Source organism: Streptomyces sp. NPDC039609, assembly GCF_055596705.1.
Genome location: NZ_JBVIUJ010000019.1, coordinates 98,819 through 118,394, shown reverse-complemented (window position 1 = coordinate 118,394; position 19,576 = coordinate 98,819). Strand labels below are relative to the sequence as shown.

Sequence of the window (19,576 nt, the reverse complement as noted above, 5' to 3'; positions counted from 1 at the left end):
CCGGCTCACCGCACCCGTGCGCGGTGCTCCATCGCTTCGCGGGCCGTGTGCTCGTCCTCGTACACCTCGCACATGTGGCGGCCGTCCGGTGTCGCCGTGTGCTCGACCTCCCACAGGCTCAGTTCGCCGCCGTCGAGCAGCAGGAACGCGTGCTCGTAGAGAGTGAATCCGGCGTCCCGGCCGCGCTCCACCGCGCACTGGCGGCCGAACGCCTGCGTGATGTGGTGCGCGAACGCCACCCGCAGTCTGCGCGCCGTCTCCTCGCTCGGCCGGTCCGCGTTCTCCGCGCGGCGCAGCACCCGGCGCGCGTGGTCCGCGGAGTTGTCCGGCACGTACATCCGGGGCTGCGTCGGTATGGGACGGGACAGCAGCGCGCTCAGCAGCTCCAGGTCGCCGTCCTCGTCACAGTCCTGCCCGGTGGCGCGCTCGGTGCCCCAGCCCGGGTCGAGGCCGCTCGGCAGCCGCGACGCGGCGAGCCGGGCCTCCGCCTCGTCGGCGTACAGCTCGTGCTGCTCGGTGCCGTCCCGGCCCGAGTTGTGCACCAGCTCCCACAGACTGAGCGCCGTGCCGTCGGCGAGCAGATAGGTGTGGCGGTACGTGGTTCTGTGCAGCGATGCGCTGTGGTGCGAGGAGTACAGCGCGCTGGAGTGGGCGAGCGCCGTCTCCAGGCACTCGACCGTACTGTCGGGCAGATCGAAGGAGTTGAGCGCCCGGCCCAGGAGCCGCTCCACCTGCGTCTCGGTCGTCTCGTACGGATCGTGAGGATCCTGCGGATCGTTCAAGAGGGTCTCCAGGCCGTCGCCGCATGTCACTCGGTGCTTGCTTAACGTAGTCCCTGGGGCTGACATCGTGTCCGGGGTTCGGCAAAACGAAGGGGGTCGCGCGGGAAGTTCCCGCGCGTCGGCCTCCAAGGCTCAACTCCCCTTGTTGTAAAGGGAGTCGACAGCAGGGCCCGGTCCGTACAGCTCGCGGTGGGCGGGGAAGTGGCCGCCGGGACCCGCGACTCCCTCGGCGGTCTCCAGGACCGCCCGCACGATCGCCCGGGTCACCGTGTCCGCGCCCGCCGCCAGGATCTCGTTCAGGGCGAGCGGACCGGCCTTCGCGTCCAGTTCCCGCTCCCCGGTCGCGAGGGCGAAGACGGTGTCGCCGTCGTTGAGGAGATGGACCGGACGGATGGCGCGCGCGATGCCGTCGTGCGCCGTACCGGCGAACTTCTGCGCCTGCGCCCGCGTCAGGACGGCGTCGGTGGCGACGACCGCGAGCGTGGTGTTCAGGGGCGGCGGGGTGTTCATGGCCGCGGCCTCGGCCAGGCGGCGGAGCGCCGTCTCGTGGACGGCCCGGTCCGGATACTCCGGCCGGCCCTGGAAGTACTGCCCGTACAGCGCACCGGTCTCCGGGTCGACCGCCGAGCCGACCGCGTTGACGACGACCAGCGCGCCGACCGTGATGCCCGAGTCCAGGACCGTGCTCGCCGTGCCGACCCCGCCCTTGAGCCCGCCGACGACGGCGCCGGTGCCCGCGCCGACGGCGCCCGTCTCCACGCGCGCGTGGAGCTCCGTCGCCGCGGCGGCCTCCACCGCGGCGCGTCCCGTGGCCGCTCCAGGCCGGGCCGTGAAGTCGCCGCCCCGGCCCAGGTCGAAGACACAGGCGGCGGGTACGACCGGGACCACGTGCGAGGGCTCGGGCCCGACCCGTACCCCTCGGCCCCGCTCCTCCAGCCAGGCCATCACGCCCGCCGCCGACTCGAGTCCGTACGCGCTGCCACCGGTGAGGACCACGGCCTCGATCCGCTGGACGACGTTACGGGGGTCGAGCGCGTCGGTCTCCCGGGTGCCGGGTCCGCCGCCCCGTACGTCCACGGCCGCCACCGCCCCGCCCTCCGGGGCGAGGACGACGGTGGTGCCGCTGAGGGCGTTCGGCCCGTCCACGCGCGCGTGGCCGACCCGGAGGCCGGTCACGTCCGTGAGGGCGTCGTGCGGTGCCTCGTTCTTCGTCATGGTTCTTGCGTACCACGCCCGTTCGGTCAGTGGCCGTGGCCGGGCCCGGCTCCGCGCGAGGCGGCGTTGCGCGCGGCCAGCGTCACCCCGACCGCCACGGTCGCCGCCGCGACGAGACCAGCCGCCAGGACCGCCCAGCGGCCGGCGAACGTGCACATCAGGATCGCCAGGGACGAGACGGGCAGGACGAGCTGCTGCGCGATGCCGACCTTGAAGTACCGGGCGTGCAGCAGCCACACGCAGAGCAGGAAGAGCGCGGAGGGGATCGTCACGGCGGAGGAGGCGGCGAGCGTGGAGATGTGGGCCTTGCCCACCGACTGCTCGACGGCGATCTCGATCCCGGCGCCGATGGCGGCGGCGGAGGCGAAGATGAGGTAGTGGCCGTAGCCCCAGACGAAGCCCTGCCGGTTGGAGCGGAGGCGGATGTGGGCGGGGACGGCGAAGTAGATCCACCAGGCGGCGTAGACGATGAGCAGGCCGCCGGCGGCGATCGGAAGCAGCTCGTCGAGGGCGTCGTACTCGCTGACCCCCGTCTTCACGGCGACCGTCGCCGCCGCGATCGTCTCGCCGAGCACGATGATCGTGAACAGGCCGTAGCGCTCGGCGATGTGATGCGCGTGCCAGTGGGTGTTGGTGTCCTTCTCCGCGAGCGCGGGGACCGCCAGTTCGGCGACGATCATGACGAGGAAGATCCACGAGCGGGCGGACTCGGGAGCCCAGAGGAGGGCGGTCCAGCCGATCTGGCAGAGGATCACGCCGCCCGCGTACCGGTGGCACATGGTGCGTTCGGCGGGGTCCGTCGCGTGATGGGCGGCGCGCAGCCACTGGAAGGAGAGCGCGAGCCGCATGACCACGTAGCCGAGCACGGCGACCAGGAAGTCGTCCTCGAAGACGCGGGAGATACCGGCGGCGAGGATGAGGACACCGGCGATCTGGACGAAGGTGGCGACGCGGTAGAGGACGTCGTCGTTGTCGTAGGCGGAGGCGAACCAGGTGAAGTTCATCCAGGCCCACCAGATCGCGAAGAAGACCATCGCGTAATGGACGATGCCGTCGGCGGCGTGGTGCTCGGCGACCGCGTGCACGAGCTCGGCGCCGGCCTGGGCGACGGCGACGACGAAGCAGAGGTCGAAGAAGAGCTCGAGCGGTGTGGCGGCGCGATGCGCCTCGGCGCGGGACCGCGCGATGAGGGGCAGAAACGGTTGCGTCATGCGCTCCAGGACATCAGAGCCGCATCACGCACGGGCGCCACGGCACGCGGGCCCTTGGGCGGGCGGGGCCGCCGGGACCTCTGGGTGTGCGTACGGCCCGGGGCCGCCGGGACCTCCGCCCACCCGGGTCGCGACCATGGCCTCTGACCTGCCCCTGTGTGCGGGCGCAGCCTGGAGGAGCAAGGAAGCCCCGATCCCCAGGGAAGCGCCATGAGTTCCGTACTCCAGGACACCAGAACGGCGGGCGGAGCAGCCCCGGCGTACGACGCGGAGCAGTACCGGCCCGGGAAGTCGATCACGGACTGGGAGCCGGAGAACGAGCTCTTCTGGAAGTCGATCGGGAAGCGCGTCGCGAGCCGCAACCTGTGGATCGCGGTCCCGGCGCTCCTGGTCGCCTTCGTCGTCTGGCAGGTGTGGAGCGTCACCGCCACCAATCTGAAGGACGTCGGCTTCGGCTTCTCCACCTCGCAGCTGTTCTGGCTGACGGCCATCCCCGGTCTGACGGGCGGCACGGCCCGGATCCTCTACACCTTCCTCGGCCCGATGGTCGGCCAGCGCCGCTTCACCGCACTCTCGACGGTCGTGCTGATCGTCCCGCTGATCTGGCTGGGCATCGCGATCCAGGACCCGTCGACCCCCTACGCCGTGATGGTCGCCATCGCGGCCCTGTGCGGTATCGGCGGCGCCAACTTCGCCTCCTCGCTCGCGAACATCGGCTTCTTCTTCCCGAAGGCCAGGAAGGGCAGCGCCACCGGCATCAACGGCGGGCTCGGCAACCTGGGCGTCTCGGCGGTCCAGCTGCTCACCCCGATCGTCATCACCTGGTCGACCATCGCGATCGGCACCGCCCAGCACAAGGCGGACGGGACCCCGGTCCACCTGCAGAACGCGGCCTTCCTGTGGGTGCCGGTGCTGCTCGTCCTGGCGGCGGTGGCCTGGTTCGGGCAGAACGACCTGAAGGTGGCCTCCACCCCCTTCCGCCGGCAGAAGATCATCTTCAAGCGCAAGCACAACTGGCTGATGACCTGGCTGTACGTCGGCACCTTCGGCTCCTTCATCGGCTTCGCGGCCGCGCTGCCGATGCTGATCAAGACCACGTTCCCGGACTACTCGATCGCCACCTACGCCTGGATGGGCCCGGCGGTCGGCGCCCTGGCCCGGTGGGCAGGCGGCTGGATCGCGGACAAGTGGGGTGGCGCCCGGGTGACGATCCTGTCCTTCGTCGGCATGGCGGCCTCGATCATCGGGGTGATCACCTTCCTCCCGTCGGGATCCGACACGGGCAACTTCTACGGCTTCTTCTTCTGCTTCCTCGCGGCGTTCTTCTTCTCGGGCATCGGCAACGGCTCGACCTTCCGCCAGATCCCGGTCATCTTCCGCGGCACCCATCTGAAGGGCCTGACGGAGGGCACCCCGGAGTACGCGAGGGCGCTGAAGCAGTCGGAGATGGAGTCCGGCGCGGTCACCGGCTTCACCTCGGGGATCGCCGCCTACGGCTTCTTCTTCATCCCGGCGCTCTTCGGCTCGATGGCCGTGACCAGCGCGATGTGGGGCTTCGTCGCCTTCTTCGCCGGCTGCACGGTCGTGACCTGGTGGTTCTACGCCCGCAAGGGTGCGGAGGCGCCGAGCTGAGCCATCCGCCCGCCCCTGCGAAAGTCCCCGCCCAGGCGGGGCCTTTCCGCATCCCGGGGACGGGACCAATGGCCGTCGACCGGTGACCAATGCCGCGCCCTTTGATCGATCAGAAGGCGTGCAATGGAGGTGAGCAACGACGCGATCGAATGATTCGAAGAAGGCGGTGCGGGCAGTGACTGCGACCCCTGCTGAGGCAACGGTGACCGATGGAGCCTGGAAGGGCTTCAAGGGCGGACTCTGGCGCGACGCCGTCGACGTCCGCGACTTCATCCAGCAGAACTACACGCCCTACGAAGGCGACGGCTCTTTCCTCGCCGGCCCCACCGAACGCACCACCGCCGTCTGGGCGGCCATCACGGAGAAGTTCCCCGAGGAGCGCGCCAAGGGCGTCCACGACATCGCGTACGACATCCCCTCCACCGTCACCGCCCACGCCCCCGGCTGGATCGACCGCGACAAGGAGCTGATCGTCGGCCTCCAGACCGACGCCCCGCTCAAGCGCGCGATCATGCCGTACGGCGGCTGGCGCATGGTCGCCGGCGCCCTGGACACCTACGGCTACCCGGTCTCGGCGGAGCTGGAGAAGGTCTTCACCGAGTACCGCAAGACCCACAACGCCGGTGTCTTCGACGCCTACACCCCCGAGATCCGCGCCGCCCGCAAGGCCGGTGTCGTGACCGGGCTGCCCGACGCCTACGGCCGCGGTCGCATCATCGGCGACTACCGCCGGGTCGCCCTCTACGGCGTCGACCGCCTCGTCGCGGTGAAGCACGAGGAGAAGGCGGAGCTCGACGCCCTCCCCGCGAGCCCCGGTTCGCTGGAGGAGACGATCCGGCTGCGCGAGGAACTCGCCGAGCAGATCCGCGCCCTGGGCGAGCTCAAGGCGATGGCACGGACGTACGGCCACGACATCTCCGGCCCCGCGACCACCGGCCGCGAGGCCGTCCAATGGCTCTACTTCGCCTATCTCGCCGCGGTGAAGGAGCAGAACGGTGCCGCGATGTCGCTGGGCCGGACGTCGACCTTCCTCGACGTCTATCTCCAGCGCGACATCGACGCCGGAGTCCTCACCGAGGAGCGGGCCCAGGAGCTCGTCGACGACTTCATCATCAAGCTCCGTATCGTCCGCTTCCTGCGCACCCCGGAGTACGACGAGGGGTTCTCCGGCGACCCGACCTGGGTCACCGAGTCCATCGCCGGCATGGGCGAGGACGGCCGTCCGCTCGTCACCCGGACCTCCTTCCGCTATCTCCAGACCCTGTACAACCTCGGCCCGGCCCCCGAGCCCAACATGACGGTCTTCTGGTCACCGCGGCTCCCGCAGGGCTTCAAGGAGTTCTGCGCCAAGGTCTCCATCGACACCTCCTCCGTGCAGTACGAGTCGGACGAGCTGATGCGGCCCCGCTTCGGCGACGACACCGCCATCGCCTGCTGTGTCTCGGCGATGCCGGTCGGCAAGCAGATGCAGTTCTTCGGCGCCCGGGTGAACCTGGCCAAGACCCTCCTCTACGCGATCAACGGCGGCCGTGACGAGAAGTCCGGCGTCCAGGTCGGCCCGGACACCGGCGCCATCACCGCCGAGGTCCTGGAGTACGACGAGGTGATGCGGAAGTTCGACGAGCAGATGGAGTGGCTCGCGAACGTCTACGTCCACTCGCTGAACGTCATCCACTACATGCACGACAAGTACGCCTACGAACGCCTCGAGATGGCGCTCCACGACCGCGACGTGCGCCGCACCATGGCCTTCGGTATCGCCGGTCTGTCGGTGGCCGTCGACTCGCTGGCCGCGATCAAGTACGCAAAGGTCACCGTGCACCGCGACGACGCCGGCCTGGCCACCGACTACACGGTCGACGGCGACTACCCGGCCTACGGCAACAACGACGACCGCGCCGACGCGATCGCGGTCTGGCTGGTCGAGGAGTTCATGAAGAAGGTGCGCAAGCACCCCACCTACCGGAACGCCGAACACACCCAGTCCGTCCTGACCATTACCTCCAACGTCGTCTACGGAAAGAAGACCGGCAACACCCCCGACGGGCGCCGCGCCGGTGAACCGTTCGCCCCGGGGGCCAACCCGATGAACGGCCGCGACTCCCACGGCTATGTCGCCTCGGCCCTTTCGGTCGCCAAGCTGCCGTACGAGCACGCCGAGGACGGCATCTCGCTGACCAGCACCGTCACCCCCGACGGCCTGGGCCGCACCCCCGAGGAGCGGATCACGAACCTGGCGGGTGTCCTCGACGGCTACATGGCGAGCGACGGCTTCCACATGAACGTCAACGTCCTCAACCGGGATGTGCTGATGGACGCCATGGAGCATCCGGAGAACTACCCGCAGCTGACCATCCGGGTGTCCGGATACGCGGTCAACTTCGTCCGGCTGACCCGCGAGCAGCAGCTCGACGTCCTCAGCCGCACCTTCCACGGGTCGCTGTGATGACGGCCCCGACCATGACGACCACGACCATGACGGCCACGACGATGACGGCCACGACCGCACCCCTGCTCGGTCCCGCGACGCCCGCCGCCGCCGTGACCCGCCGTCCCTCCGAGGGCTCGGTGCACTCCTGGGACCTGTCGACCGGCGTCGACGGCCCCGGCACCCGCTTCGTCACCTTCCTCTCCGGCTGTCCGCTGACCTGTCTGTACTGCCACAACCCCGACACCTGGCGGATGCGCAACGGCACACGCACCTCGGCCGACGACGTGATCGCCGAAGCCGCGAGGTACACCCGCTTCATCTCGGCCTCCGGAGGCGGGGCCACCGTCTCCGGAGGCGAACCCCTCCTCCAGCCCGTCTTCACCGGCGAACTCCTTCACCGGTTGAAGCACGAACTCGGACTGCACACCGCCCTGGACACCTGCGGCTTCCTGGGCACCCGCGCCACCGACTCCCTGCTGCGCGACACCGACCTCGTCCTTCTCGACATCAAGTCCTGGGACCCGGACACCTATCGCAAGGTGACCGGCCGCCCCCTCAAGCCGACCCTGGACTTCGCCCGCCGCCTCGCCGACCTCGGCCAGGAGGTCCACGTCCGCTTCGTGCTCGTCCCGGGCCTGACCGACGCCCCCGCCAACATGGAGGGAGTCGCCGCGTTCGCCGCCGGCCTGGGCAATGTCTCGCGTGTCGACATCCTCCCCTTCCACACGCTCGGCGAAGCGAAGTGGCAAGCACTCGCCATGCCCTTCACCCTCCACGACACGCCCTCCCCGACCCCGGAACAGGTCGCCGAGGCCCGCGCGCTCTTCCGCTCCCACGGCCTGAACGCCATCTGAGCGACACCCTCACCCACTCGAACCGTAAAACAGGTCCATCTCGGGCATATCGCCCTACGGTGACCGGGTGACCGAGCCACCGCAGGGCCCCGCAGAGCCGACGCCGGGCCGGCCCGCCCCGAACGCGCCCTCGACGACTCCGCCGACCACTCCGGCGACGGCCTCGGCGACGACCTCGGCCATGGCTGAGGCGCAGTCCCCCGGAACCGCGCCCGTCGTGCAGACGCCCGCCGACGTGCGCCGGCGGGCCACGCTCGCCGGCACCGCCGTCTCCGTACTGCTGATCGTCGCGATCGTCCTCGGCAGCCGGCTCCTGCGCGACTTCGACTCGGCGCTCCTCCCGTACGCCGTCGCCACCGTCTTCCTCGCCTTCGGTGTCGCCTACCGCTACACCGTGTGGATCTCCGCCCCCGGTGCTCGCCGGCTGTTCAAGCAGGGCTGGCGGTCCTTCTTCTCCGCCGACAACTTCCGCAAGGCACCCACCGCCCTGCCCAGGATGATCGCCACCTATCTCGGCTTCCAGAAGTTCCTCGGTGCCCGCTCACACGCCCGCTGGGCGGCCCACCAGCTGATCTTCTGGGGCTGCATCCTGGCGGCCCTCATCACTTTCCCGCTCACCTGGGGCTGGTTCACCTTCACCTCCTCCACCGGCTCCGGGCCCGGCTACGAGATGCGCATCTGGGGCTTCAAGGTCCTCGGCTTCGACGCGCTGAACATCGTCGGCTGGCTGATGTTCCACGGCCTCGACATCGCCGCCGTCCTCGTCATCCCCGGCGCCTCCTACTTCCTGTGGCGGCGTATGAAGGACCGCGGAGCCATCACCGGCCAGCGCTTCGCCTACGACCTGGTCCCGCTGATCGCCCTCATCGTCATCTCCGTGACCGGGCTGCTGCTCACCTTCTCGTCGATCTTCCTGCACGGCGGCGGCTACGAGTTCCTGGCGATCCTGCACATGGTTTCGGTGGTCTTCACCCTCATCTACATCCCGTTCGGGAAGTTCTTCCACATCGTCCAGCGGCCCGCCGCCGTCGGTATGCAGCTGTTCAAGTACACCTCCCGAAAGAAGGGCGAAGGGGTCCTCCTCTGCCGTCGCTGCCAGGAGCCCATCGACACCCCTCCCTATGTCGAGAACCTCCAGGGCACCATGCGCGATCTGCAACTCGGCTTCGACGCATGGACCGAGTACTGCCCCCGCTGCAAGCGCGTCCTGCGCGGCACCGCCTACCTCACCGACGTCAAGAAGGGCTTCAAGTGACGCAGCAGCAGGCGGGGCAGCACACCCTTCCGCTGGACCCCTCCATCGCCCCGCCCGGCACCCGCAACTTCCGCGACGCCGGAGGCATCCCCGCCGACCGCTGGCACGCCGACCAGAACGGCGAGACGCTCGTCCCCACCCACTGCTGCTTCTGCGGAGTGCAGTGCGGCATGTACCTCCGCGTCGACAACGGCGGCAAGGTCTTCGGCGTCGAACCCCGCAACCACGACATCAACCGGATGCGGCTCTGCCCCAAGGGCATCAACGCCTACCAGCAGGTCAACCACCCCGACCGGCTCACCTCCCCCCTCATGCGGAGCAACCGCGACGAGCCCTTCCGCGAGGCGAGCTGGGAGGAGGCGCTCGACTTCACCGTCGCCGAGATCCGCCGCATCCAGGGCGAGTACGGCAACGACGCCTTCGGCCTGCTCGGCGGGGCCAGTCTCTACTCGGAGAAGACGTATCTCGTCGGGAAGTTCGCCCGCGTCGCCCTGAAGACCCGGCACGTCGACTACAACGGCCGCCTGTGCATGGTCTCCGCCGCCGGCGCCAACAAGCTGGCCTTCGGCATCGACCGGGCAGGCAACCCGTTCTCCGACATCCTCCTCACCGACTGCCTCCTCATCGCCGGCTCCAACGTCGGCGAATGCTTCCCCGTGATGACGCAGTACCTCTGGGGAGCCCGGGACCGCGGCGCCACCCTGATCGTCGTCGACCCGCGCGAGACGGCGATCGCCCGCACCGCCGACCTCCACGTCGCCCTCAAGCCCGGCACCGACTCGGCCTTCTTCAACGCCGTCCTGCACGTGATCGTCGCCGAGGGCCTCGCCGACGAGGCCTATCTCGCCGCGCACACCACCGGCTGGGACGAGGTGAAACGAACCGTCGAGGCCTACCCGCCCTCCCGCTCCGCCCAGATCTGCGGAGTGCCCGAGGAGCAGATCGTGCAGACCGCCCGGATGTTCGCCGGATCCGGCAAGGCCATGGCGTGGCACGCGCGCGGCGTCGAGCACCACTCCCAGGGCGTCGAGAACTGTCTGACGATCATCAACCTGTGCGCCGCCACCGGGAACATCGGCAAACCCGGCGCCGGCTACGGGACGATCACCGGCCAGGGCAACGGTCAGGGCGGCCGGGAGCACGGCCAGAAGTCCGACCTGCTGCCCGGCGGGCGCTCGATCACGAACCCCGAGCACCGCCGCCAGATCTGCGAGATCTGGGGCATCGAGGAGTCGGAACTCCCGCCCGCCGGCACCTCCATGATGGAGATGGTCTGGCAGATGCAGCGCGAGGAGATCCGCGGCCTGGTCGGCATCTGCAACAACCCCTTCGTCTCCCTCCCCAACTACGCCACCGTCAAGAACGGATACGACACCCTTCAGTTCCACGCCCAGTTCGACTTCTTCCTCTCCGAGACCGCCGCCAACGCGCACGTCGTCTTCCCCGTCACCGTCTGGGCCGAGGACGAAGGCGTGATGGCCAACGCCGAGGCCCGGGTCGTCAAGCACAACAAGGCCCAGGAACCACCCGCCGGGGTCCGCACCGACACCTGGGTGATCTGCGAGCTCGCCAAACGCCTCGGAGCCGGCGACAAGTTCGCCTTCCCCGACTCCCGCTCCGTCTTCGAGGAGCTCCGCATCGCCTCCGCCGGAACGGTCAACGACTACTACGGCATCACCTACGAACGCCTGGAGGAGACCGGCGGCATCGCCTGGCCCTGCCCCTCCACGGACCACCCGGGCACCCCCCGCCTCTTCGAGGACGGCAGGACCTACCACCCCGACGGCCTGATCCATCTGCAGGTCGTCGAATGGCACCCGCCCATGGACCCGTACAGCGAGGAGTTCCCCCTCTCGCTCACCACCGGCCGCACCGTCGCCCACTTCCTCTCCGGCAACCAGACCCGCCGCCTGGGCGCCCTCGTCGAACAGACCCCACGCCCCTGGGTCGAGGTCCACCCCTCCCACGGCTTCCGCAACGGCGACCCCGTCCGCGTCGTCACCCGCCGTGGCAGCGAGGTCTTCCCCGCGCTGGTCACCGAGGCGATCCGCCCCGACACCGTCTTCGTGCCGTACCACTGGCCGATTCCCACGGCCGCCAACGCCCTGACCATCGACGCCCTCGACCCGCGCTCGAAGATCCCCGAGTACAAGGTCTGCGCCGCCCGGATCGAGGCCGCGGAACGGATCGACGAGGTCCCCGCGCCCCCGACCGCCCCGGGACACGTCGCCTACCCGGAGGCCCAAGTCTCCCGCACCGACCCCCTGCCTCCCACATCCCCCCAGGGCCGTGGCACCGCGGAGAGGAGCTGACGCCGCTCATGATGGGCCGCACGATCTTCATCGACCCCGGGCGCTGCATCGGATGCCAGGCCTGTGTCTCGGCCTGCCGCGAGTGCGACTCGCACCGGGGCAAGTCGATGATCCACCTCGACTATCCCGACGAGGGCCACTCCGTCGCCTCCCTTCCCACGGTCTGTATGCACTGCGAGGACCCGGTCGCGCCCTGCGCCGAGGTCTGCCCCGCCGACGCGATCCTCGTCACCGCCGACGGCGTGGTGCAGCAGGCGGACACCACCCGCTGCATCGGCTGCGCCAACTGCGTCAACGCCTGCCCCTTCGGTGTCCCGAAGATCGACCTCCAGGCGAAGCTGCAGATGAAGTGCAACCTCTGCTACGACCGCACCGCCTACGGCCTCGCCCCGATGTGCGCCACCGTCTGCCCCACCGGCGCCCTCTTCTACGGAACCCTCGACGAGCTCCGCGCCGAACGTCCCGGCGTCGAGGTCGCCGACTCGTTCACCTTCGGCACCACCACCGTCTCCACGGGAGTGGCGATGGTCGTCCCCGCCGACAAGGTCCAATGGCCGGTCCCCGGCGGCCTCCCCGTCGTCGAGATCAACGGAAGGGCCGTCCGATGAGCGTCACCGAGCAGCCACCCGCCGACGGCACCGGAGCGGCCGACGCCGCCCAGGAGGCGCTGCACGACCGCATCGCGGCCGACTCGCTGACCACCCGGCGCGACTATCTCCGGATCGTGGCCACCGTCTCCGGCGGCCTCGCCATCGGCGGCATCGGCGTGGCCTCGGGCATCCTGCACCGCCACGGAGACGCGGACGGGGCGCCCGAGGTGAAGAAGATCGCCGACCAGCTGCTGCCCGGCGAGTCCCTCGCCTTCCGCTACCCCGAGCAGGAGGACCGGGCGGTCGCGATCCGGCTGGAGGACGGCACCCTCGCCGGCTATTCGGCCGTCTGCACCCATCTGGCGTGCGCCGTGCTGTGGCGCAACGACCGGGGCAGCGAGGGCGAGCTGTACTGCCCCTGCCACGAAGGAGTCTTCGACGCCCGTACGGGAGAGGTGACCGCGGGCCCGCCGCCGCGCGCCCTGCCCAAGGTGCTCCTGGTGGAGGAGGCCGACGGCAGCGTCTGGGCCGTCGGCACCACGCGGTCCGGAGAGAGCGCCCAGGAAGGCCTCTGCCGCCAGCTCGGCACGGACCGGCCCGACCTGGCCGAACGCCTCGGCTGCCCGGGAGCCTCGACGGGCGGAGCGGGGACGAGGAGTGAGCGCACGTGACGGACACCCCGTTCCCCCGCGACCCGGAGTCCCCCGGGACACCTGGGGACCGACCCCCCGCCAAGGACCACGCCCAGGCCCCCGTACCCGGGACGGAGCCGCCGCCGCGCCCCGCCTACACGCCGGGCAGTGCGCAGCCGCGACTGAACCGACCCGTCCACGAGCGCTATCCCCAGATCCGGCCCACCAGCGGCTACGGCGACCCGCGGATCCGCCACACCGGCCCCGGCCCCGGCGCCGGTACCGAGCAGGAGCCCGAGCGCTCGTCCAAGCTGAGCGCGCGCCTCACCCTGGCGCTCACCGTCCTGATCGGCCAGTTGTGGGGTCTGACGATCGTGGTCGACGAGTGGATGGCGGGCGACACCGGCACGGCCTGGTGGGGCGCCGGTTTCCTGGTGCTGTCGTTCCTCGTCGTCCTGGGTCTCTGGCTGCTCGACCCGAAAGACCGCTGAGCGAGGCGGAAAGCCCGCTGATCGGGGTGGAAAAACCGCTGATCGAGGCGGTACGAGGCCGAATCACCGGCGTACCCTGGAGGTATGAGCACCGCCCCCGCCCACGGACCGCGAGACGCGAAGCAGCCCGGCACACAGCCCAACCCCGAGAACACCACGAAGCCGAAGCTGATCTTCGACGATCCACTGGACCAGCAATCCGCGGACGACACGGACCGCGGGTGGGGTGAGCGGCCTCCCGGCGGTAGTGACAGCGCCGCCGATCTCGCGCGCTTCCTCGAAGAGAAGCCGCCGCACCACCTCTGACGCCGGTGCGAGTCGCCGGCTAGGGGGTGGGGTGTGTCCCCGCTCCGGCGCCCGAGTTCGGGCCGCGCTGGGTGACCAGGTGGTCGCGGATCTCCTTGAGGACCTCCAGCTCGCTGACCTCCATGATCTCCTGGACGCCGTCCCGGGCCTTCTCCGCGTCCGCCCGCCTGGCCAGGTACTTCGCCATGGGCAGGACCATCAGGAAGTAGACGACGGCCGCGGTGATCAGGAAGCTCAGGGTGGCGCTGAGGACGAGACCCCACTCGATCTGGATGCCCTGCACCTCGCCGTTCACGACCGCGCAGGTGCCCTTCAGACAGGACTTGTAGCCCTCCAGGTCCTTGGTGCCGAAGGCGCCGACCACCGGGCTGATGACGCCTTTGACGACCGCGTTCACGATGTTGGTGAACGCGGCACCGATGACGACCGCCACCGCCAGGTCGATCACGTTGCCGCGCATGAGGAAGGCCTTGAAGCCATCCATGACGCTTTCCTTCTTCGGGCTCACCGGGGCGCCTTTCGTTCCGTGTGCAGTTGGCGGAACCATTAGGTCGCGAACGACGCAGAGGCGTCCAATCCGTACACACGGAACGGTTACTTGGCAGGCAGTCCGTGCGAATCAGCACAGTGTCACCGCCAGTTGGGACGTGACACCGGCACCCGCCAGGGCCGTCGCCGTCGACCGTGGAACGGACAGGACGACCAGGGCCCCACCGTCGGGACGAGTCTCCCCCGTGCGCGGGACTTCTGCCACACGAGCGCCCGTGGCGACCACCCGGGCCGTACCGCCGCCGCCCATCGGCGAGTTGGGGGCGGCGATCACGTCGACCCGGTCACCGGGGCGCAGCAACCGCACGGCCGCCGCGTCCGCGATCCGTACCGGCGCCGACACCAGCCGCACCGCGGCAGGACGATGCTGCTCCTTCGCCGCCGGGCGCGCCGGCGGATCCGCGGACACCTCGCCCCCGCCCGCGACGGCCAGCGCGGCCGCGCTCATCGCGAGGACCACGGCCGGTGCCCGCCGTCGGCGCCGCAACACCCGCCGCAGTCGCTGCCGCCCGCCCCGCACCCGCAGCGGCTCGAAGAGCGGGACACCGCACGTCTCGGGAACGGGGGAGAGGAAAGGAGCGGGGGAGAGGCCAAGAGGAGGGGAGGTCGTCATCGCCGAACCGCCTGTCAGGAAGTCGAGCCCCCGGACCGTCCGGAGAGCCGCTCCCACCATCCCGGCTGAGCGAACATCCCGCTCCAGCCTGTGGATCGGTCCGGAGCTGTGGACAACTCCCTCACCCACCAGGGGGGTTTACGGCAGCTCGATCCCCAGGTCCCAGCCGTCGTGCGCGTGCGTGCACAGGCAGTCCCGGTCCGCCGTGTCCGGCAGGGCGCCGACCGCGTCGAAGAGCACCTCACGAAGCCGCCCGACGTTCGCGCCGAACACCTGCAGCACCTCGGTGTGCGAGACCCCCTCGCCCGTCTCCGCGCCCGCGTCCAGGTCCGTGACCAGCGCCATCGAGGTGTAGCAGAGCCCCAGCTCCCGGGCGAGGATCGCCTCCGGGTGCCCGGTCATCCCCACCACCGACCAGCCGGCCGCCGCGTGCCAGCGGGACTCGGCCCGGGTAGAGAACCGCGGTCCCTCGACGACGACCATCGTGCCGCCGTCCACCGGCTCCCAGCCGCGCCCGCGGGCCGCCTTCAGCGCCACCCGCCGCCCGTCCGGGCAGTACGGGTCAGCGAACGTGGTGTGCACGACGTTCGGCACGGCGCCGCCCCAGGCCTCCGGCAGCGGCTCCCCGTCGAAGTACGTCTGCGTCCGGTTCTTGGTGCGGTCCACCAGCTGATCCGGTACGAGCAGCGTCCCCGGGCCGTACTCCTCCTGCAGGCCGCCCACCGCGCAGGGCCCGAGCACCTGCCGTACGCCCACCGAGCGCAGCGCCCAGAGGTTGGCGCGGTAGTTGATCCGGTGCGGCGGCAGGGTGTGGCCGCGGCCGTGCCGGGGCAGGAACGCGACCTGCCGTCCCGCGATCTCGCCGAGGAAGAGGTTGTCGCTCGGGCTGCCGTACGGGGTGTCCACGGACACCTCCGTCACGTCCTCCAGGAAGGAGTAGAACCCCGAGCCGCCGATCACGCCGATGTCCGCGTACGCCTTGGTCGCCATGGTCGTCAGATTAACTGCCTGCACAACGCGGCCCCCTCACAACGCGGCCCCCGACGCCGCCGCCACGACGCCGGCCCCACAACGCCGAGAGCCCCACCGCGCACAGGCGGCAGGGCTCTCGGGGAAAGCTGGATCAGGCGGCCGAGCTGGAGGAGCTCGAGCTGGACGACGAGCTCGAGGCGGACGAGCTCGACGAAGCCGCCGGCTTCGCGTCCGAGGACGCGGACGAGCCGGACGACGAGGACGTGGAAGAAGTCGTGGAGGACTTCGACGCGGGGGCGCTGCTGGACGACGAGCCGCGGCTGTCGTTCCGGTAGAAGCCGGATCCCTTGAAGACGATGCCGACCGCCGAGAACACCTTCTTCAGGCGTCCCTTGCAGCTGGGGCACTCGGTCAGCGCGTCATCGGTGAACTTCTGCACCGCCTCGAGGCCCTCGCCGCACTCGGTGCACTGGTACTGGTAGGTCGGCACTTGTCTTCCTCCTGGCACTCACACTCATCGAGTGCTAACGACGATCCATAGTGACGCATTCCGCGGAATCAGTCCACCGTCACCGGCACTCGGTGACCGATACCACGTGCCGTGACCCGCCCCGACGCCCGGGGCGTCAGCCGCGAGCGCAGCGCGAGCAGGGTGGCCAGCGCGAGCGCGGTACCGACCAGCGGCACCAGGAATCCGGTGCTCGCGCCGTGCTCGTCGGCGAGCCGGCCGGCGACCGTCACGGCCGCCGCCTGGCCCAGCGCCACGGCGCCGGTGAGCCAGGTGAAGGCCTCGGTACGGGCGGAGGCCGGGACCAGGGTCTCGACGATGGTGTAGCCGGTGATCAGGGCCGGGGCGATGCACAGACCCACGATCAGGCCGAGCGCGCCGAGCAGCAGCACGGAGTGTGCGGACCAGAGCAGCGAGGCCGCCACGGTCAGCCCCGCGTAGCCCAGGATCAGGCGCTTGCGCGGGCCGATCTTCCAGGCGATGGCGCCGCACGCGATGCCTGCGAGCATGTTGCCCGCGGCGAAGATCCCGTACAGCAGACCGTTGGCGCCGGGGTTGCCGATCTCCTCGGAGAACGCGGTCAGCGAGACCTGCATACCGCCGAAGACCGAGCCGATGCCCAGGAAGGCGACGGCCAGGACCCGGACGCCCGGGATGGACAGGGCGGAGACGCGCGGCCCGCTGGACGCGGCGGCCATGAGCCCGTGGGCGGGCTGGGTGCGCCGCTGGGCGGCGAAGAGCAGGCCGCCGAAGAGCGTGAGCGCCGCCTCGGCGATCAGACCGGCCGCCGGGTGGACGCCGGTGCAGAGCGCGGTGGCGAGCACCGGGCCGACGACGAAGGTGAACTCGTCCGTGACCGACTCGAAGGCCGCGGCCGTCGGCATCAGCGGGGAGTTCTCCAGCTTCGCCGCCCAGCGGGCGCGGACCATGGGCCCGATCTGCGGGACGGAGGCGCCGGCCGGTACGGCGGCGAGGAACAGGGCCCACATCGGGGCGCCCGCCAGGGCGAGCACCACGAGCAGGGAGACGGCGGCGGAGTGGATGAGCACGCCGGGAACCAGGACGGCGCGCTGGCCGAAGCGGTCGGCGAGCTTGCCGCTCTGCGGGGCGAAGAGCGCCATGGAGACGCCGGTGACGGCGGCGACCGCGCCCGCGCTGCCGTACGAGCCGGTGGTGTGCTGGACGAGCAGGACGATGCCGATCGTCAGCATCGCGAACGGCTGCCGGGCGGCGAAGCCGGGGAGCAGGAAGGACAGGGCTCCGGGGGTACGCAGGAGCTGTCCGTAGCCGGCGCGCTTGCCGTTCTTCGCGGCGCGCCTGCCCGACTTCGCGGGCGTTTCGGGCGCTGCGGGAGCGACGGGGCCTTCGAGTACCGCAGAGCCTTCGGGCGCTGCGGACGCGTCAGGCCGCGGGTCGGTGACCGTGGACACCACGGTCCTTGCCTTTCTGCCGCCTGGTAGCGCGCCCGTGCACGGTGGTGCGGGCGCCGCCGAGAGCTGTCCTCATGCGCGGAACTGCGGTAGATACCGGGCCCCACTGCGGAGGGCGTCACGGCCGCCATACGGTCGCGCCAGCTCTGCGTCAGGCAGAGTTGGTTCGATCAAGTGTGCCTTCATGGTACAGGGAAGGGCATCTTCCCGCCTGGGAAAACGCCCCTCGATCTGAATCTATGCCTGTGATTAACCGGACGTTCGCTTTCCGCCCGGTAGATGCGGCCCGTGCCAGTGCTTGTGACCCCGCTCGGAGACCGCCGTGGAGCCGCCCGTCCCGAGCCACCCGGCCAGCTTTCCGCCCTGCCCGACGGCGCGCAGCCGCCGCTCGGTGGCGTCCCGCACCGGGTCCGTCGCGACGACGAGCAGCTCGTCCCCGCGCCGCAGCACCGTCGCCGGACCGGGCACGAAGCTCGTCTCCTCCCGTACGACGAGGGTGACCGCGGCCCCGGCCGGGAGGCGCAGCTCCGCGACCTCCACGCCGTGCATCTTCGAGCCCTCCGGGATGGCGACGGACAGCAGATGTCCGCGCAGCCGCTCCAGCGGTGCGGACTCGACGCCGAGGTCGGCGGCCTCCGAGGAGTCGCCCAGCTTCAGGGCCCGAGCCAGCCAGGGCAGCGTCGGCCCCTGCACCAGCGTGTAGACCACGACGAGGACGAAGACGATGTTGAAGACCCGCTCGCTGCCCTCGATCCCGTAGACCATCGGGATCGTGGCGAGAATGATGGGGACGGCTCCGCGCAGGCCGGCCCAGGACATCAGGGCCTGTTCCTGCCAGGGGATGCGGAACGGCAGCAGGCTGACGAGGACCTCCATGGGGCGCGCCACCATCGTGAGGACCAGGCCGATGACCACCGCCGGCCAGAAGTCGTCGACCAGCTTGCTCGGAGTGACCAGCAGACCGAGCAGGACGAACATGCCGATCTGGGCGATCCAGCCGAGCCCCTCGGCGAAGCCGCGGTTGGCCGGGGCGTGCGGCAGTTTCGCGTTGCCGAGGACCATCGCGGCCAGATAGACGGCGAGGAAGCCGGAGCCGTGGGCCAGGGCGCCCGCCGCGTACGCGACCACCGCGATGGCCATGACGGCGATCGGGTAGAGGCCGGAGGCGGGCAGGGCGACGTGCTTCAGTCCGAAGGATCCGATGAAGCCGACCCCGAGGCCGATGGCGGCGCCGATGGCCAGTTCCATGGCGATGGTGCCGACCAGGACGTACCAGCTGTCGATGGGGCCCGCCGTCGAGAAGGCGACGACGAGGATGACGACCGGGGCGTCGTTGAAGCCGGACTCGGCCTCCAGGACACCGGTCACCCGCGAGGGCAGCGGCACCTTGCGCAGGACGGAGAAGACGGCGGCGGCGTCCGTGGAGGAGACGACCGCACCGATGATCAGCGCCTGCCGCCACTCCAGGCCCACCAGATAGTGGGCGGCCGCGGCCGTGATGCCCACGCTCACCGCGACGCCGACGGTCGACAGCACGACCGCCGCGGGCAACGCGGGTTTGATCTCCTTCCACTTCGTGCCCAGGCCACCTTCGGCGAGGATCACGACAAGTGCCGCGTAGCCGATCACCTGGGTCAGTTCGGCGTTGTCGAAGGCGACGTTGCCGATCCCGTCCTGCCCGATGGCGACCCCGATCCCGAGGTACAGGAGCAGGCTGGGGAGCCCGCTCCGGGACGAGATCCGCACCGCCGCGACAGCGATGAGCAGCACGAGCGAGCAGATGAGCAGGAGTT

18 protein-coding genes are annotated in these 19,576 nt (G+C 70.4%); 9 read left to right on the top strand and 9 right to left on the bottom strand.

Annotated elements, in window-relative coordinates; genetic code table 11:
* Positions 1-5: 5 nt before the first annotated feature.
* The 3 genes from ACZ561_RS37450 to ACZ561_RS37440 all read right to left on the bottom strand — a co-directional run bounded on the left by ACZ561_RS37450 (position 6) and on the right by ACZ561_RS37440 (position 3,208).
* Entirely contained in the window at positions 6-848 is an 843-nt protein-coding gene (locus tag ACZ561_RS37450) for a DUF6227 family protein (RefSeq protein ID WP_471004202.1), read from the bottom strand.
* Between the two features lie 66 nt (positions 849-914).
* Positions 915-1,997, bottom strand: coding sequence for a P1 family peptidase (locus tag ACZ561_RS37445; protein ID WP_471004148.1), 1,083 nt, complete (start codon positions 1,995-1,997; stop codon positions 915-917).
* A 26-nt stretch (positions 1,998-2,023) separates the two neighbouring features.
* Entirely contained in the window at positions 2,024-3,208 is a 1,185-nt protein-coding gene (locus ACZ561_RS37440) for a low temperature requirement protein A (protein WP_471004146.1), read from the bottom strand.
* Between the two features lie 210 nt (positions 3,209-3,418).
* Here ACZ561_RS37440 and ACZ561_RS37435 point away from each other — a divergent pair, with 210 nt between their 5' ends.
* The 9 genes from ACZ561_RS37435 to ACZ561_RS37395 all read left to right on the top strand — a co-directional run bounded on the left by ACZ561_RS37435 (position 3,419) and on the right by ACZ561_RS37395 (position 13,711).
* The gene (locus ACZ561_RS37435) at positions 3,419-4,840 is read left to right on the top strand and encodes an MFS transporter (RefSeq protein WP_471004144.1); all 1,422 of its coding nucleotides are present in this window, start codon (positions 3,419-3,421) and stop codon (positions 4,838-4,840) included.
* Positions 4,841-5,015: 175 nt separating this feature from the next.
* On the top strand, positions 5,016-7,286 hold the full coding sequence (pflB, locus tag ACZ561_RS37430; RefSeq protein ID WP_471004142.1) for a formate C-acetyltransferase: 2,271 nt from the start codon (positions 5,016-5,018) through the stop codon (positions 7,284-7,286).
* 14 nt (positions 7,287-7,300) lie between these two features.
* Positions 7,301-8,125 carry a pyruvate formate-lyase-activating protein gene (gene pflA / locus ACZ561_RS37425; RefSeq protein WP_471004140.1) on the top strand — a complete coding sequence of 275 codons (825 nt, stop codon included), beginning with the start codon at positions 7,301-7,303 and terminating at the stop codon, positions 8,123-8,125.
* A gap of 181 nt (positions 8,126-8,306) precedes the next feature.
* The gene (locus ACZ561_RS37420) at positions 8,307-9,380 is read left to right on the top strand and encodes an MFS transporter (RefSeq protein ID WP_471004200.1); all 1,074 of its coding nucleotides are present in this window, start codon (positions 8,307-8,309) and stop codon (positions 9,378-9,380) included.
* A complete protein-coding gene (locus ACZ561_RS37415) occupies positions 9,377-11,692 on the top strand; it encodes a molybdopterin oxidoreductase family protein (RefSeq protein ID WP_471004138.1) in 2,316 nt (771 codons plus the stop codon). Before ACZ561_RS37420 ends, ACZ561_RS37415 begins: the two co-directional genes overlap by 4 nt.
* A gap of 8 nt (positions 11,693-11,700) precedes the next feature.
* Positions 11,701-12,300, top strand: coding sequence for a 4Fe-4S dicluster domain-containing protein (locus ACZ561_RS37410; protein WP_471004136.1), 600 nt, complete (start codon positions 11,701-11,703; stop codon positions 12,298-12,300).
* Entirely contained in the window at positions 12,297-12,953 is a 657-nt protein-coding gene (locus ACZ561_RS37405) for a Rieske (2Fe-2S) protein (protein ID WP_471004134.1), read from the top strand. Before ACZ561_RS37410 ends, ACZ561_RS37405 begins: the two co-directional genes overlap by 4 nt.
* A complete protein-coding gene (locus ACZ561_RS37400) occupies positions 12,950-13,405 on the top strand; it encodes a hypothetical protein (protein ID WP_471004132.1) in 456 nt (151 codons plus the stop codon). The genes ACZ561_RS37405 and ACZ561_RS37400 overlap by 4 nt, the downstream gene beginning before the upstream one ends.
* Positions 13,406-13,489: 84 nt before the next feature.
* Entirely contained in the window at positions 13,490-13,711 is a 222-nt protein-coding gene (locus ACZ561_RS37395) for a hypothetical protein (RefSeq protein ID WP_385141811.1), read from the top strand.
* A gap of 19 nt (positions 13,712-13,730) precedes the next feature.
* Here ACZ561_RS37395 and mscL read toward each other — a convergent pair whose 3' ends face one another.
* From mscL to ACZ561_RS37365, 6 genes are all read right to left on the bottom strand, one after another.
* Positions 13,731-14,219, bottom strand: coding sequence for a large conductance mechanosensitive channel protein MscL (mscL, locus tag ACZ561_RS37390; RefSeq protein WP_471004129.1), 489 nt, complete (start codon positions 14,217-14,219; stop codon positions 13,731-13,733).
* A gap of 111 nt (positions 14,220-14,330) precedes the next feature.
* The gene (locus tag ACZ561_RS37385; RefSeq protein ID WP_471004127.1) at positions 14,331-14,873 is read right to left on the bottom strand and encodes a hypothetical protein; all 543 of its coding nucleotides are present in this window, start codon (positions 14,871-14,873) and stop codon (positions 14,331-14,333) included.
* A 138-nt stretch (positions 14,874-15,011) separates the two neighbouring features.
* Entirely contained in the window at positions 15,012-15,863 is an 852-nt protein-coding gene (locus ACZ561_RS37380) for an S-methyl-5'-thioadenosine phosphorylase (RefSeq protein WP_471004125.1), read from the bottom strand.
* Between the two features lie 133 nt (positions 15,864-15,996).
* Positions 15,997-16,335 carry an FmdB family zinc ribbon protein gene (locus ACZ561_RS37375; protein WP_471004123.1) on the bottom strand — a complete coding sequence of 113 codons (339 nt, stop codon included), beginning with the start codon at positions 16,333-16,335 and terminating at the stop codon, positions 15,997-15,999.
* A gap of 68 nt (positions 16,336-16,403) precedes the next feature.
* Positions 16,404-17,627: an MFS transporter gene (locus ACZ561_RS37370; protein WP_471004198.1), complete on the bottom strand. Its 1,224-nt coding sequence runs from the start codon at positions 17,625-17,627 to the stop codon at positions 16,404-16,406.
* A 405-nt stretch (positions 17,628-18,032) separates the two neighbouring features.
* Positions 18,033-19,553 (bottom strand): potassium/proton antiporter, encoded by a 1,521-nt coding sequence (locus ACZ561_RS37365; protein ID WP_471004121.1) that lies wholly within the window; start codon positions 19,551-19,553, stop codon positions 18,033-18,035.
* Positions 19,554-19,576 lie beyond the last annotated feature (23 nt).